The sequence below is a fragment of the Amycolatopsis azurea DSM 43854 genome, assembly GCF_001995215.1.
Taxonomy (GTDB): Bacteria; Actinomycetota; Actinomycetes; order Mycobacteriales; family Pseudonocardiaceae; genus Amycolatopsis; species Amycolatopsis azurea.
Window position 1 is genome coordinate 1 of record NZ_MUXN01000026.1, and the last position, 15,142, is coordinate 15,142.

At 68.7% G+C, this 15,142-nt stretch carries 14 protein-coding genes; 9 read left to right on the forward strand and 5 right to left on the reverse strand.

The window, feature by feature from the left end; translation table 11 throughout:
* Nucleotides 1–257 precede the first annotated feature (257 nt).
* Complete coding sequence (locus tag B0293_RS33975; RefSeq protein ID WP_005162255.1) at nucleotides 258–1,061, forward strand: alpha/beta fold hydrolase; 804 nt, start codon at nucleotides 258–260, stop codon at nucleotides 1,059–1,061.
* Nucleotides 1,061–1,819: an SDR family oxidoreductase gene (locus B0293_RS33980; protein WP_039919068.1), complete on the forward strand. Its 759-nt coding sequence runs from the start codon at nucleotides 1,061–1,063 to the stop codon at nucleotides 1,817–1,819. The genes B0293_RS33975 and B0293_RS33980 overlap by 1 nt, the downstream gene beginning before the upstream one ends.
* Here B0293_RS33980 and B0293_RS33985 read toward each other — a convergent pair.
* The gene (locus tag B0293_RS33985; RefSeq protein ID WP_005162259.1) at nucleotides 1,758–3,365 is read right to left on the reverse strand and encodes an IS1634 family transposase; all 1,608 of its coding nucleotides are present in this window, start codon (nucleotides 3,363–3,365) and stop codon (nucleotides 1,758–1,760) included. The two genes, B0293_RS33980 and B0293_RS33985, sit on opposite strands and share 62 nt — an antisense overlap.
* Nucleotides 3,366–3,550: 185 nt before the next feature.
* On the opposite strand from B0293_RS33985, the gene B0293_RS33990 reads away from it, so the two are divergent.
* The 5 genes from B0293_RS33990 (at nucleotide 3,551) to B0293_RS34010 (ending at nucleotide 10,641) form a co-directional block, all read left to right on the forward strand.
* The gene (locus tag B0293_RS33990; protein ID WP_245192021.1) at nucleotides 3,551–6,106 is read left to right on the forward strand and encodes a bifunctional FO biosynthesis protein CofGH; all 2,556 of its coding nucleotides are present in this window, start codon (nucleotides 3,551–3,553) and stop codon (nucleotides 6,104–6,106) included.
* A 150-nt stretch (nucleotides 6,107–6,256) separates the two neighbouring features.
* Nucleotides 6,257–7,108 (forward strand): HalD/BesD family halogenase, encoded by an 852-nt coding sequence (locus B0293_RS33995; RefSeq protein ID WP_005162263.1) that lies wholly within the window; start codon nucleotides 6,257–6,259, stop codon nucleotides 7,106–7,108.
* Nucleotides 7,109–7,129: 21 nt separating this feature from the next.
* Nucleotides 7,130–7,972 (forward strand): class I SAM-dependent methyltransferase, encoded by an 843-nt coding sequence (locus tag B0293_RS34000; RefSeq protein WP_077241461.1) that lies wholly within the window; start codon nucleotides 7,130–7,132, stop codon nucleotides 7,970–7,972.
* On the forward strand, nucleotides 7,969–9,762 hold the full coding sequence (locus tag B0293_RS34005) for a choline/carnitine O-acyltransferase (RefSeq protein ID WP_039919069.1): 1,794 nt from the start codon (nucleotides 7,969–7,971) through the stop codon (nucleotides 9,760–9,762). Before B0293_RS34000 ends, B0293_RS34005 begins: the two co-directional genes overlap by 4 nt.
* 330 nt (nucleotides 9,763–10,092) lie before the next feature.
* Nucleotides 10,093–10,641 carry a DUF4232 domain-containing protein gene (locus B0293_RS34010; protein WP_005162272.1) on the forward strand — a complete coding sequence of 183 codons (549 nt, stop codon included), beginning with the start codon at nucleotides 10,093–10,095 and terminating at the stop codon, nucleotides 10,639–10,641.
* Here B0293_RS34010 and B0293_RS34015 read toward each other — a convergent pair.
* Nucleotides 10,638–10,856, reverse strand: coding sequence for a hypothetical protein (locus tag B0293_RS34015; protein WP_039919070.1), 219 nt, complete (start codon nucleotides 10,854–10,856; stop codon nucleotides 10,638–10,640). The two genes, B0293_RS34010 and B0293_RS34015, sit on opposite strands and share 4 nt — an antisense overlap.
* The gene (locus B0293_RS34020; RefSeq protein ID WP_005162276.1) at nucleotides 10,781–11,281 is read right to left on the reverse strand and encodes a hypothetical protein; all 501 of its coding nucleotides are present in this window, start codon (nucleotides 11,279–11,281) and stop codon (nucleotides 10,781–10,783) included. The genes B0293_RS34015 and B0293_RS34020 overlap by 76 nt, the downstream gene beginning before the upstream one ends.
* A 149-nt stretch (nucleotides 11,282–11,430) precedes the next feature.
* Here B0293_RS34020 and B0293_RS34025 point away from each other — a divergent pair, with 149 nt between their 5' ends.
* Both B0293_RS34025 and B0293_RS34030 read left to right on the forward strand, forming a co-directional pair.
* Complete coding sequence (locus B0293_RS34025; RefSeq protein ID WP_005162278.1) at nucleotides 11,431–12,120, forward strand: response regulator transcription factor; 690 nt, start codon at nucleotides 11,431–11,433, stop codon at nucleotides 12,118–12,120.
* On the forward strand, nucleotides 12,117–13,586 hold the full coding sequence (locus B0293_RS34030; protein WP_005162279.1) for a sensor histidine kinase: 1,470 nt from the start codon (nucleotides 12,117–12,119) through the stop codon (nucleotides 13,584–13,586). The genes B0293_RS34025 and B0293_RS34030 overlap by 4 nt, the downstream gene beginning before the upstream one ends.
* Here B0293_RS34030 and B0293_RS34035 read toward each other — a convergent pair.
* On the reverse strand, nucleotides 13,552–14,625 hold the full coding sequence (locus B0293_RS34035; protein ID WP_005162281.1) for a hypothetical protein: 1,074 nt from the start codon (nucleotides 14,623–14,625) through the stop codon (nucleotides 13,552–13,554). The genes B0293_RS34030 and B0293_RS34035 overlap by 35 nt on opposite strands.
* Nucleotides 14,626–14,692: 67 nt before the next feature.
* Nucleotides 14,693–15,133 (reverse strand): hypothetical protein, encoded by a 441-nt coding sequence (locus B0293_RS34040; RefSeq protein WP_039919071.1) that lies wholly within the window; start codon nucleotides 15,131–15,133, stop codon nucleotides 14,693–14,695.
* Nucleotides 15,134–15,142: the final 9 nt, after the last annotated feature.

The window sequence follows — 15,142 nt, forward strand, 5'->3', positions numbered from 1 at the left end:
TGAGAGCTTGGTTCGTGTCCCGGTCGGCCGCTCGGTTTCCCTGGCGACGAAGAGAACTTTACATGGCCGGAAACCCCCGAAAACAGGGGGGTACCTTAACGACATTCGCGCAGGTCAGAGGCCATAAACGGGCTCGGCCCCGGCGATCACGCGGTGATCGCCCCGGGAGACCCCAGGTGAACTCCCAGGCAAGAACATTGCTCCGAGTACATTGCACCGTATTGATCCTGTCGATTGCTCCGATTAGCGTCGGGCTCATGAGTACTGCGGAACTCGACGGCATCTCCGTCGCTTACGACGACCTCGGCACCGGGTTGCCCGTCGTCCTCGTCCACGGCCACCCCTTCAACCGTTCGATGTGGCGTCCCCAGGCCGAGCGGTTCAGCCGGGAGGGCTATCGGGTCATCACCGCGGACCTCCGCGGGTACGGCGAGACCACCCTCCCCGCGCAAAGCAAGAAGACGGGACTCGACGTCTTCGCCAAGGACATAGCCCGCCTCGCGGATCGCCTCGGTCTCGGGCGCTTCGTGCTCGGCGGCCTCTCCATGGGCGGACAGATCGTCATGGAGTTCCACCGCACGTACCCCGAGCGCGTCGCCGGGCTCCTGCTCGCCGACACCTCCCCCCAGGAGGAGACTGAGGAAGGCAAGCTCGTCCGCACCGAGACGGCGGACCGGGTCTTCGCCGAGGGCATCGGCTGGTACGCCGACGAGGTGCTCACGAAGATGGTCTCCCCCGACAACGTCCGCACGATGCCGGACGTCGCGGCGCACGTCTTACAGATGATGCGCACGACGCCCAAGGAAGGAGCGGCGGCCGCGCTCAGGGGGCGGGCCGAACGCCCGGACTACCGGGACAGCCTCACCCAGGTGAAGGTGCCGAGCCTGATCGTCGTCGGGACCGAGGACGAGTTCACCCCGGTCTCGGACGCCGAACTCATGCACGACCTCATCCCCGGCTCCACCCTGGCGGTGATCGAAGGCGCCGCCCACATGCCTAACCTGGAACGCGAGGCCGAGTTCAACACCGTGTTCGCCCAGTTCTTGAAAGAGACAAATTGATGCCCCAGAAGACCGTTTTCGTCACCGGTGCCAGCGCCGGGTTCGGCGTCGAGATCGCCCGCCGGTTCGCCGCGGACGGCGCCAAGGTCGTCGCGGCCGCGCGCAGCAAGGACCGGCTCGACAAGCTGGCCGACGAGCTGGGCGACAACGTCCTGCCGATCGAGCTGGACGTCCGCGACGCCGACGCGGTGGCCGCCCTTCCCGGCACACTGCCCGCCGAGTTCGCCGAGGTCGACCTGCTGGTCAACAACGCCGGCCTCGCGAAGGGCCTCGAGTCCGCCCACCGGGCGAAGCTCGACGACTGGGACCAGATGATCGACACGAACATCAAGGGGCTCGCGCATCTCACCCGCGCGTTGCTGCCCGGCATGGTGGAACGCGGCCGCGGGCACGTGATCAACATCGGCTCGGTCGCGGGCAGCTACCCGTACCCCGGCGGCAACGCCTATGGCGCGACCAAGGCGTTCGTGCACCAGTTCAGCCTGAACCTGCGCGCGGACCTGCAGGGCACCGGCGTCCGGGTGACCAATGTCGAACCGGGCCTGGTCGGCGGGACGGAGTTCTCGGTCGTCCGGTTCGAGGGTGACCGGAGCAAGGCCGGCAACGTCTACCAGGGCACGACGCCGCTGACGGCCGCCGATGTGGCCGAGTCCGTCTTCTGGGCGGCTTCGCAGCCTGAGCACGTGAACATCAACGTCATCGAGCTGATGCCGGTGGTCCAGAGCTTCTCCGCTCTCCATATCCACCGAGAGAGCTGAGCCCGAAGAGGTCGAAGAGCGCCTGCTGTTCCGGGCTCCGCTCGGTCAGCAGGCGCCGCGTCCGCGGGCGGCCGCCGGTGGACGGATACCGCAGCACCGTCTCCCCTATCCCCGCGAGACTGTCCATCAGTTCGCGGACGGACAGGTTCATCCCGGCGCGGTCGGCCTCACGCCGCATGAGGTGCGTGACCGTCGACGCGAGCACCGTGACCAGCGTGTGCACCGCGATCCGGTGCGGGGTCCAGTCCCAGCGCGGGGCCGGGCCGGCGACGGCGGGACCGGTCAGCCAGCGGAACGTCGAGTCGAGGTGGGTCCGCGCCCGGTACGCGGTGACGACCTCGGACACCGGCCAGTCGTGGTCGGTGACCAGTACCTGTTTGCCGAAGAACTCGTCGTGCAGCCGCGAGACGGCGGCGGCGTCGACCTTCCAGGTCAGCCGGATCTCCCCCGGCCTGGTGCCCGCGAGCGAGGGCGAAAGCACCCGTTCGACGCGGCGGCCGCGGGTGATCCGCGCGATTTCGGCGTTCACCTGGCCCCGGTCGCCCCGGTAGGTGCCCGAGGCCAGCGCGGCGTCGAGGCCGGCGAGCTCACGGGTCGCGGTGCCCAGTTCCTCGCCGAAAGCGCGGGCCTGCGCGTGGTGCAGGGTTTCCGAATGGGTCAGGATCACGCGCCGCCGCACGCCCGCGACCACGGCCCTGGTGTCGAAGGCGGTGAGCCCGGCGAAGCGCTCCGGGTCGACGGGCTTGCGCGCGGACGCCGGTTTCGCCAGCAGGTCCGGATGTTCCGAGAGCGGCAACGCGCCGACGAAATGCCGTCCGAGGTCGAGCTGAGCGGCCTGGCCCGCGGTGAAGACCAGCGTGACGTCGTTCGCGGGAGACAGCGAGCGGAGGTCCTCGGCGAGCGCGGCGAACGGCGGCGCACCTTCCCTCGGGTACGCGTGCGACGCCAGCGGGATCGCGCCGTCCTTGGTCACCACCAGGCCGAGTCCGGCGAGTTCGCAGTGGCAGGGGTCGGCCGTGGAGAAGGTGGCGAACTGCGGGACGTCGACGGCGAGCGCGGCGTTCCCCGTCCCCAGCCAGGAGAGCACGGCGCCGGCAATCGCGGTCTCGATCCGCGCGATCCGCTCGGGCGTGAGACGTTGCAGCGCCCGCCAGTGATTCGACAGGTCGGCTTTCAGGAACTCCCTCGCGACGCCGTCCTCCCACCAGGTGGCCAGCTCCGTGTCCGGCGCCGTCGCGCGGTGCAGGACCGCGAGCGCGAGATGCGTTCCCAAGGTGGTCGCGGCGCGCTGGGCTCCGACGGCGTCGTCGACGCGGCGCACGAAGTCGAGCCGTCGCAGCGTGGCCCACACAGCCGCGACGTCGCCGAAGGTCCGGTGCCGCGCTTCGCCGGGCGCGGAGACGTCGCCCTCCATCGCGCGTCCGATCTCCTCGGCGGTGCCGAGGTAGCGCTGGGAGACGACCCGCGGCTCGCCGTCGACCCGGGCGGAGGTGACGAGGTAGTAGTACGTCCGCCCGCCGACCTTCTTGCCGATCACCGAAGCCACACTTTAGGTAATACACCGCGGCCCACTGATCGGCAACGAAGATCGCGCTCTGACCAGCGCGAACAGTGACCGCACCCACACGGGTGACGTGGTGGCGGGATGCGCACTGGCAGCTGGAGCGAGTCCGGCCATAGCGTGCGGGAATGGCATCCCCTGCTGACGCGACCGCCCCCACCACCTCGGCGATGCGCCGTGCGCTCGCCAGGGCCCGCGACGGGAAGACCCTCGACCTCACCGAGGCCTCGATCCTGCTCCAGGCTCGCGGCGACGACCTCAAGACGCTGTCCGAGCACGCCTCGCGCGTCCGGGACGCCGGGCTCGTCGCGGCGGGCCGCCCTGGCGTGGTCACCTACAGCCGTTCGGTGTTCATCCCGCTGACCCGGTTGTGCCGGGACCGCTGCGGTTACTGCACCTTCGCGACCGTTCCCGGCCGCGTCGACTCGCCGTTCCTCTCCCCCGACGAGGTCCTCGACATCGCGCGCAAGGGTGCCGCGATGGGGGTCAAGGAAGCGCTGTTCACCCTCGGCGACCGTCCCGAAGACCGCTGGACGGCGGCGAAGGACTGGCTCGACGCGCACGGTTACGACGACACGCTGTCCTACGTCCGGGCGATGGCGATCCGGGTCCTCGAAGAGACCGGTGTCCTGCCGCACCTCAATCCGGGCGTGCTGACCTGGCAGGACTTCCAGCGGCTCAAGCCGGTCTCGGCGTCGATGGGCATGATGCTGGAGACGACGGCGAAGCGGCTCTACACCGAGAAGGGCGGCCCTCACTACGGCTCGCCCGACAAGGACCCCGACGTCCGCCTGCGGGTGCTGGAGGACGCCGGCCGCAGTTCGGTGCCGTTCACCACCGGCATCCTGATCGGCATCGGCGAGAACTTCGAGGAACGCGCCGACGCGCTGTTCGCCATCCGCAAGGTCGCGAAGACCTACGGCGGCATCCAGGAAGTCATCGTGCAGAACTTCCGCGCGAAGCCGGACACGAAGATGCGGGCGACCCCGGACGCCGATCTCGAAGAGCTCGCGGCGACCATCGCCGTCGCGCGGCTGGTGCTCGGGCCGACGATGCGCATCCAGGCGCCGCCGAACCTGATCGGCCAGCAGTACGAACTGATGCTGAACGCCGGCATCGACGACTGGGGCGGCGTCTCCCCGCTGACCCCGGACCACGTGAACCCCGAACGCGCGTGGCCGCAGATCGACGAGCTCAAGCGCCGCACCGAGGCGCTCGGCTTCACCGTGCGCGAGCGGCTGCCGATCTACCCGGAGTACGTCAAGACCGGCGAACCGTGGCTGGACCCGCGGATGAACGCGCACCTCGCGCCGCTCACCGAGACCGAGACCGGGCTGGCGATCGAAGAAGCGATCCCGGTGGGCATCCCGTGGCAGGAGCCGGACGGCGGTTGGAAGGAGGCCGGACGCACCGATCTGCACGTCGAGGTCGACACCGTCGGGCGTACCGAAGACCGCCGCAGCGACTTCGATTCGGTCTACGGCGACTGGGACGAGATCAAGGGCAACATCAAGACCGGGCCGCAGCGGTTCGACACCGACATCCGGGATGCCTTGCGCAGCGCGGAAAAGAACCCCGCCGGACTGTCGGACGACGAGGCGCTGGCGCTGCTGCACGCCGACGGTCCGGAGCTCGACGCCTTCACCAAGATCGCCGACGACCTGCGCCGTGAAGTGAACGGCGACGACGTCACCTTCGTGGTCACGCGGAACATCAACTTCACCAACGTCTGCTACACCGGCTGCCGTTTCTGCGCGTTCGCCCAGCGGCGCACCGACGCCGACGCGTACACGCTCTCGCTGGAGCAGGTCGGTGACCGGGTCGACGAGGCGTGGGCCGCGGGCGCGACCGAGATCTGCATGCAGGGCGGCATCCACCCGGATCTGCCGGGCACCGCGTACTTCGACCTCGCGGCCGAGGTGAAACGCCGTCAGCCGGACATCCACCTGCACTCCTACAGCCCGATGGAGGTCGTCAACGGCGCTTCGCGGACGAACCTGTCGATCGAGGACTGGCTGGCACGCGCGAAGGAAGCCGGCGTCGACTCGCTGCCGGGCACGGCGGCGGAGATCCTCGACGACGACGTCCGCTGGGTGCTGACGAAGGGCAAGCTGCCGACGTCGGAGTGGATCAACGTCGTCACGACCGCGCACAAGCTCGGCATCACGACGACGTCGACGATGATGTACGGCCACGTCGACACCCCGTCGCACTGGGTCGGGCACCTGAAGCTGCTGGCGAAGTTGCAGCGGGAAGGCCTGGAACGCAACGGGCGGCGCGGGTTCAGCGAGTTCGTGCTGCTGCCGTTCATCCACCAGAGTTCCCCGATCTACCTCGCCGGGCTGGCCAGGGCGGGCACGACGCTGCGCGAGAACCGCGCGGTGCACGCGCTGGCCCGGCTGCTGCTGCACGGGATGATCGACAACATCCAGAGTTCGTGGGTGAAACTCGGCGAAGAGGGCAGCCGCGCGGTGCTCCAGGGCGGGGTCAACGACATCGGCGGGACGCTGATGGAGGAGACGATCAGCCGGATGGCGGGTGCGGCCAACGGGTCGTACAAGACGATCAGCGACATGCGCTCGATGGTCGAGCCGCTGGGCCGTCCGCTGCGGCAGCGGACCACCGAGTACGGCACGCCGACGCCCGAGCGGATCGCCGCGGCCCAGGCGTCCGACGGCGTCGCGACCGCGGTGCGGCGGCCGCTGCTGCCGCTTGTCACCAGCTGACGAAAAGTCCCTGACGGCCCCCTGACTCGCGTACAGGCGCGAGGCAGGGGGCCGTCACGTTCCGTGTGGCACCGCTCACAAGGCGCGGGGGTCGCGGGCGTTTTCTGTGCTAAACCCGAGAATCACTTCCGGGCAGCCGAGAGGACGTCGATGACCGCGAGCGCAGTCCAAGTTGCCGACACCGCCCGCTATCCGCTCTCCGAACCGGGAAGCCCGGCGTGGCGCGAAATCGTTTCCCGGACCCGCGCCGAACTGTGGGAAACGGGTTGCAGCGTGCTGGCCGACTTCATCCGCCCGGAGTTGCGCGACGTCCTCCGCCAGGAAGGCGCGAAGATCGCTCCGGAGGCTTACGCGAAGGTCGAACGCGTCAACGCCTACAACATCGCCATCGACACTCCGCTACCGGAAGACCATCCCGGCCGCACGATCATGGAACGCGGCAACGCCTTCGTGGCCCGCGACCGGATCCCGTCGAACGCGATCATCCAGCAGCTGTACACGAGCCCTCAGTTCCAGCGGTTCGTCGCCGACTGCTTCGAACTCCCCGCGCTGCACGAACTCGCCGATCCGCTGTCAGGCCTGGTGCTCAACGTGATCGAGCCGGGCCGCTCGCATCCGTGGCATTTCGACACCAACGAGTACACCGTCAGCATGCTCACGCAGGAGGCGGCCGACGGCGGTGTCTTCGAATATTGCCCGAACATCCGCTCCGAAACGGCGGAGAACCTCGACGACGTCCGTGCCGTCCTGGCGGGCGAAGGGGATCACCTGATCCGACGGCTCACTCTGCGTCCTGGCGATCTTCAACTGTTTCGCGGACGCTTCGCACTGCATCGCGTGAGTAGTGTTCAGGGGGCAGTCGCCCGCCATTCCGCGATCTTCGCGTACAGCGAGCGCCCTGGGGTCATCGGCAGTCCGGAACGGACGAGACAGCTGTTCGGCCGGGTCCTGCCGGAACACGTCGCTTCCGTGGCGGTCCGGGGCGATCAGCTGCTCGACTAAGTCAGGAGCTTGGCCGTGCCCTTGGATTCGACCGGCAAGATCAATTTCGACGACATCTACACCGAACCTGATCCCCGTGCCTTCTTCGGCACCTTGCGCAGGCTGGACTACGGCATCCCCCAGCAGGCCAAGGCCTACTTCGCGAAGCTGATCGACGAGTACCGCTCGGAACGGGACGTCAAGGTCCCGACCGTGCTCGACCTCGGCTGCTCCTATGGCGTCAACGCCGCGCTGCACAGATGCGACACCTCGATGGAGCGGTTGTACGACCACTACGCGTCCGCCGGGTCGCTGAGCCGGGACGATCTGATCGCGCGTGATCGCCGGATGGTCGAAAGGCTCGCCGTCGGCGACGAGGTCCGCTTCATCGGTCTCGACGCCTCCGCGCCCGCGTTGGACTACGCGCTCGCAGCGGGCTTCATCGACGACGCGATCCACGCGGATCTGGAGAACGAAGACCCGACAGAGGAACAACGCGCGCTGCTGGCCGACGTCGACATCGTCGTCTCGACGGGCTGCGTCGGCTACGTCACCGAGAAGACCCTCGTCCGGATAGCGCGGGAAAACCGGCCGTGGATGGCGCATTTCGTCCTGCGGATGTTCTCCTACGGTCCGGTCGCCGACAGCCTCGGCGAACTCGACTACGAGACCGCCGGGATCGACGGCGTCTTCCGGCAGCGGAAGTTCGCTTCGGAGGAGGAGCAGACACAGATCCTGGACAATCTGTCCGTCGCGGGCCTCGACCCGCGGGGGCTGGAGGCCGACGGCCGGCTGTACGCGCGGCTGTTCGTCTCCCGCCCGAACGGCGCGGCGGGCGGGCTCGCCTCCGCGTTGAACGCCCTTCCCCTTCGAGATCAAGGATGATCGTGAGCAGTCCGGAACTGTCCACCCGCACGTTCGGCAACGAGGACGTCCTGCCGCGGGTCCCCGTCCCCAGCCTGGAGGACACCTGCCGCCGGTTCCTCGAGTGGTGCTCGCCGCTGCTCACCCCCGGAGAACTCGCGGAGACCGAAGGCGCCGTCGCCGACTTCCTCGCGGAAGGAAGCGCGGCGCACGAGCTCCAGAGCGCGCTGGAGGCGTACGACGGCCGTGAAGGCGTACGCAGCTGGCTCGACACCTTCTGGCCGTACCGCTACCTCGGCCGCCGCGACCGGATCGCGCTCAACGCGAACTTCTTCTTCCTGTTCTCCGAGTCCCCGCTGGGACAGCTGGAACGCGCGGCCGAGCTGGCCGCGTCGGCGGTGGACTACAAGCTGAAGCTCGACGAGGAACTGCTGCCGCCGATCGTGCTGCGCGGGCAGCCGCAGTCGATGGTGCAGAACAAGTTCCTGTTCTCGGCGACGCGGATCCCCGGCGCCGTACAGGACACCGCGCGCACGCCGTACCGCGAGGACTGGCCGGGGCCGTCGAGGGCGCGGCACATCGTGGTCTTCCACCGCGACACCCCGTTCCGGATGGACGTCATCGCGCCGGACGGCCGCCCGTACTCCCCCGAACAGCTGGTCGCGGGGCTGCAGGCGATCATGCAGCGTTCATTCAAAGACGCCGGGAGCTTCGTCGAAGACCCGCAGACCGCCGCTGGGCACTTCACCACCAAGGCCAGGGCCGAGTGGGCGGCGACGCGTGAGGCGTTGCTGGCCGCCGGGAACGCGGCCGCGCTCGACGACATCGAGACGGCGTTGTTCTGCCTGTGCCTGGAGGACTTCACCCCGGCGGACACGCAGGAGGCGTGCGACCAGCTGTTGCACGGCGACAGCGGGAACCGCTGGTTCGACAAGGCCGTCTCGCTGATCGTGTTCGAGGACGGCACGGCGGGCATCAACGTCGAGCACTGCGAACTGGACGGGACCACGATCCTCGGGTTCACCGACGCGCTGCTCAGCGGGACACGGCTGGAGCGGCCGCCCGCCGACGGCGTCCCGGCGTCCGAGGTCATCGAGTTCGTCCTGGGTGACGCCCTCCGTGAAGACGCCCGTGCGGCGGCAGCATCCTTCGCCGAGTACGCCGGCGCGACCGCTACGAAGACGGTGTCCTTCACCGACTTCGGCGCGAAGCGGGCGAAGGAGCTGGGGATGTCCCCCGACGGCTTCGCGCAGATGGCGTATCAACTCGCGCACAAGCGCGCGAAGGGGATCACCGGCGCGACGTACGAGTCGATCGCGACGCGGCAGTATCAGAACGGGCGCACCGAAGCGATGCGGGTGGTGACGCCCGAGGTGCTGTGGTTCGTCCAGGTGATGAACGATCCGGAGGCCGACCGGCAGACTCGTCAGGCGGCTTTCCGCGCGGCGGCCGCGAAGCACGTCACGCGGGCGAAGGAGTGCCAGGCGGGTGACGCGCCGGAGCAGCACCTGTGGGAGCTGCAGCTGATCCAGAAGCGTCGCGGCGTCGAGGAATCGCCGTCGCTGTACTCGTCGCCGGGCTGGCTGAAGATGCGCAACGACTACCTGAGCACCAGCTCGGCGCCGTCGGTGAACATCCGGTACTTCGGGTTCGGGTCGACCAGTCCGCAGTGCATCGGCGTCGCGTACGTGCTGCTGCCGGACTCGTTGAACCTGTACCTGTGCACGCCGAAGCACGTCGCGCACGAGATGGAGCTGTTCGCGACGGAACTCGCCACGGCCGTGGTGGAACTCCAGGAGCTGCTGGCCTGAGTTCGGGGTAAGGCATACGTATCTTGCCTTGCTCGAGTGCTCGCACGTCTGTCGGCTTCGGGTGTCGCGAAAGCCACTTTAGGGACGTCTGATGTCGCGAAAGTGGCTTTCGCGACGCTGTCCGGCGAGACCAACCTGCCCGAAAGGCGGCGGACACCCGAACCGGCGTGACTCGCGTGATCAGAGACGCGACTCGCGTGATCAGATGGACGACACGCGTGACGGGACGGACGACACGCAGGCGACCGGCCTCGTGTCGTCCGTCTGATCACGTGTGTCGTCCGTCCAAGCACACGAAACCGCCACCTGCGAAGTCGATAGGATCCGCGCGTGCTGGGGAAAGCGATCTTGAGCGTGGCCGGGACGGCGCTGGTGGTGGCGGGGTGCAGTGCGCCTCCGCCACCACCACCGCCGGCCCCGCCGACCGTCCACACTCCAGTGCCGGGCGAAGTCGAACCTGCGGGTTGCCTCGGCACCGGGGTCACGGTGAAGTCCGGGCCGGTCGAGGTCGCGCTGGGGCATCGCGCGGTCGTGCTGACCCTGACCAACTGCGGCACGACGCCGCGCACGCTCACCGGCTATCCCGAAGTCCGCTTGCTGGACAAGAAAAAGCAGCCGATGGCCGTCGAGGTCGAGCATGGGACGTCGTACATGGCGATCGACCCCGGCGTCAGCCCGCAGACGGTCCAGCCCGGCGGGACGCTGCTGTCGGTGGTCTCGTGGTCGAACACCGTCACCGCGGGTTCGCCGGAGGCGGGCGCCTATGTGACCGTCGCGGCCGCCACGGGCGACCCGGAGCAGCGGATCACGGTCGACACCGACCTCGGGACCACGGGCAAGCTGACGCTGACGGCTTGGAACGCCGCACTCAAGCACTAGACGAGCAGAAGTCCCTCGAAGAAGTCCGGCGCCGACACGATCACGAACCCCAGAAGTCCCATCGGTACGGCGGCAAGAGCGACCTGGCCGGCTTGCCGGGGTGAGCGGATTCCCCGCCAGGCGACGAACACGATCGCGATCAGGGTCGCGACCAGCAGGGTTTCGACACCGAAGCGGTCGGACCGGCGGACGAGATCGGCGACGAGCAGTCCCACGAGTGCCGCGGTGGCGAGGGTGCCGCGCCGGTCGGTCCGTCCCACGGCGGCGAACAGCAGTCCGGCGACAAGGCCGGCGGCCACCGCCAGGCCGCACCACAGCACAGCACGAGCGTCGACGGGTCGACCTGATAGGGCATCCCCGCGTACTTGAAGCCGTACATCACCGCCTTGCCCGGATAGAACGCGAGTACCGCCGCGATGAGCGCGAAGACCGCTCGAACCATCGCTCGCCGCCTCGGCATCCCGGGGACGACCGCGACGATCAGCACGATCCAGATGGTGAAGCTGTGCGCCAGCGGCTGTAGCAGCTCGTTGTAGTAGGCGTAGGCACCGAGCGCGCCGGACGCCGCACCGGCCACGATCGCCACCGCGTCCGAAACCCTGAAGTACTCGGACGCGCGTTTCCCCACCTCGACCGACACGATTCCCCCTCGTCCGCGGATACGACAGTGAAACAGAGAACCGAGGTTTGTGACGAGACCGCACGGCTCCGCGACGGTTCCGCCGCGGACCCGGGCGAGTGCGACGAAGCGCCCTTACGATCGGTGAGGCTTTCGATCTTGGGGGAACCATGCCGCGCATCCTGCTCGTCGAGGACGACGTCGCCCTGGCCGAAGCGCTCACACTGGCGCTGAAAACACTCGGTCACGACGTCGTCGTCGCGCCGACCGGAGAGCGAGCGCTGGAGGCGCTGTTCACCGACCGGCTGGAACTCGACTTCGTCCTGCTCGACGTCATGTTGCCCGGGATGGACGGTTTCGAGGTCTGCCGCCGGATCCGCGCGCGCAGCCGGCTGCCGCTGGTGCTGCTGACCGCCCGCGGCGACCCGATCGACATCGTCGCCGGGCTGGAATGCGGAGCCGACGACTACGTGGTCAAACCCGCCGAACCGCGGGTGATCGACGCGCGGATCAAGGCGATCGGGCGGCGCGCCGCCACCGCTCCCGGCCCGTCGGCCGGGCAGTTGCGGGTGGGACGGCTGGAGATCGACGCGAGCGCGATGTGCGTGACCCGCGACGGCGTCGAACTGGCGCTGACCGCGACCGAGATCCGGCTGCTCGTCGAGTTCGCCGAACATCCGAACCAGGTGCTGAGCAGGCAGACCTTGCTGAAACGGGTCTGGGACTACGGCTATGTCGGCGACTCGCGGATCGTCGACGCGGCGGTCGCGCGGCTGCGGGCGAAGATCGAGGACGATCCGGCGAATCCCGTGGTTTTGAAGACCGTGCGCGGACTCGGCTACCGGCTGGTGAGCGAATGAGGTTCGGACTCCGCGCCCGGGTGATCGCGGCGGTCGTGGTGGTGACCACGACGGCGACGGCCGTCATGGCCTTCAGCGCGGCAAGGATCCAGGAGGACGACGCGCTCGACAGGTTCACCGCCGCGGCGAAGACCTCGTTCGGGGCGATGTTCGGGCAGGCCTGGCCTCATCTCGAACAGTTCATGGCAGGCAGCCCGCAGGCCTTGGATCTGTTCTCCCAGGGCATGAACAAGGCCGGGGCGGACTGGATGCTCGTCACGCGATATCCGCAAATGACCAACGACGACTTCACGACACCCCAAGGACCGGCCGAAGTCGTCAAGGCGTCGTCGAAGACCGTCGATTGGACGACCGGCATCGACAACGCGGCTCCTCCGGACCGGAAGGCCGCGCTGGAAGGCGTGAAGGACGTGGTCCTGCTGCGGACCACGGGCCCGGAGAACCTGCTGTCGACCGTCACGATCGATCCGGCGACCGGCCGAAAGCTCCTTGTGGTGAGCGCGAACTTCGTCGCGTACTGGGTGGTGCAGTATTTCGACCTCACCAGGTTCGAGCAGGATCTGGCGGCCCAGCGGTGGAAGCTGGTGTGGATCGCGCTCGGCGTCACCGTCCTCGGCGTGGCGGCCGCCGTCTTCGCGGCGGGCGGCATCCAGCGGCCGGTGCGCCGGGTCGCCTCCGCCGCCCGGGAGCTGGGCGACGGCGCCTTCGACGTGCGTGTCCCGGTGAAGGGCCGCGACGAACTCGCCGACCTCGCCCAGTCGTTCAACACGATGGCCGATCGGGTCGGCGCCGCGATCGAGGAGCTGCGTGCCAAGGACCGGCAGCAACAACGGTTCGTCGCCGATGTCGCCCATGACCTGCGGACGCCGCTCGCGTCGATGGTCGCGACGGTCGACACACTCGACAGTTCCAGCCCCGAGATCAGGTCCCGCGCGACCGAGTTGCTCGGCACCCAGACCCGGCGGCTGGCGCGGCTCGTCGAGGATCTGATGGAGATCTCGCGTTTCGACGCGGGTTCCGCGGACTTCCGCCCCGAACCGGTCGATCTGCCCGCGCTCGTCGAGGACGCGATCGGGGCCGCCGCGCCGGAGACCCCCGTCGAGGTGACGAGCACCGGGGACACGACCATCGTCGCCGACCCGCGCCGCCTGCACACCGTCGTGGTCAACCTGCTGGTCAACGCCGCGCGCTACGGCCGGACCCCGATCACCGTGACCCTGACGGGCGCCGCGGACGCGGTGTGGATCCGCGTCGCCGACTCCGGGCCGGGGATCCCCGAGGACCTGCTCCCGATCCTGTTCGACCGGTTCGTGCGGGGCGATCACGCGCGCCAGGCGACCGAGGGCAGTGGGCTGGGACTGTCGATCGCGCGGGAGAACGCGCTGATCCACGGCGGGGAGCTGACCGCGCACAACGACGGCGGCGCCGTCTTCACGGTAAGCCTTCCACGGGAGTCACCAGCGTGAGCCCACGCGGCGCGTAACCGTCGAAGTACGGCATCGGGACGTGCGTGAGGACAAGGAACAACGCGGTCAGCACGGCCACCTGCCTGAGTTCCAGCTCACGGCGGCCGAGCCACAGCCACAGCACGACGACGAAGTTGCTCACCAGCAGGAAGCCCCAGCGGGCGTCGTCCCAGCCGCCGAACGCGAGCAACGCGGGCGCCGCGATCGCCGCGACGGGCACCGCCGCCGCGAGCGTCGGACGATGCAGGTACAGGAAGCCGCCGGCCACCACGATCACGATCGGCAGCAAATACAGCAGGACATTGGTGATCGAGTACAGCTGCCAGCTTTCGGCCTGCGTGCGGCCGAACAGCTTCAGCGCGTCGACCCGGTAAGCGAAGTCCGTTGTGGACAGTTCCTGCCGGAGCTTGTCGATGCTGCCGGGGGCGACCGGCGGCAACGCGAGGATCACCGCACCGAGCATCGCGGCCGGGGCGAGCAGCGCGCACGCGCGCCGGAACGGGACCTTCCGCAGCAGGACGAAACCGAACACCGGCAGCACGGTGAGCAGCGCGATTTCGTGCACCGTCACCGAAAGCGCCATCACCGCGCTCGCGACCACCGGCCGGTTCCGGTGCAGCGCCCACAGCGCGCCGAACAGCAGGAGATACAGCATCTGGTCGAAGTAGCCGACCTCGTGGAACAGGTAGCCGCCGGTCGGCAGCAGGAGCCAGGCGACGATCAGCAGCCGCCGGCTTTCGGTACGGCTGTGGAAGAACGCGAGCGTCACGGCCACCAGCACCGCGCCGAGGACGGCGAAACTCGCGACCGCGAAGACCACGTAGTCGTGCCCGAACGGCTTCAGGAGCGTGCCGACGAGGAAACGCCGATGGAACCCGTCGGTCAGGGAAACGGCCTGCAGGGTCGCCGCCCACTCCCCCGGCAACCGGAACCCGGTGTATCCGGCGACGAGGACGGCGATCGCGAACAGTGCTGTGACGCTTCGCCGCAGAGTCGTCTTGGCGGCGGGAACCGGGGCCCGTTCCAGCAAGAGGGTCATGACGCCAAGCTAGGAACGGATCATGCGGTTCCCGTGATAGTCACGCGACAGTCTCGGCACAGCTTCGTTACATGGTTGTCGAAGTGAGGAACGCCTGATCGGCCCCGGCGACGACGAACGCGGTCCGTGCCTTGCCGTTCGCGGGCAGCTCGCAGGAACGCCACGTCGCGCCGGACGGCAGAAGCGCTTTGAGCTGTTCAGGCGCCGCCGGGACGCCCGTGTGGCATTCGTAGCCGCCCAGTACTTTCTGAGCCCCGCCCGGCCCGAGCTTCACCAGGGCGGACAGCCGGTAGTCGGTCGGCCCGGGCGCCGCCACGCGACCTTCGGGAGCACCCATCTTCTCTTCGACCCAGGACGCCTCGACGATCTCCCCGACTTCGGGGAACGTCTCGGCGACCGGCGCCGGATCGGTGTGGACGACCGCTTCTTCTTCCGGCGGTGCCGGGTCACAGGCCGCGATCAGGACGACCGCGGCCGTGATCCCCAACGTCTTCCCCATGGTGCGCATGGGGACATC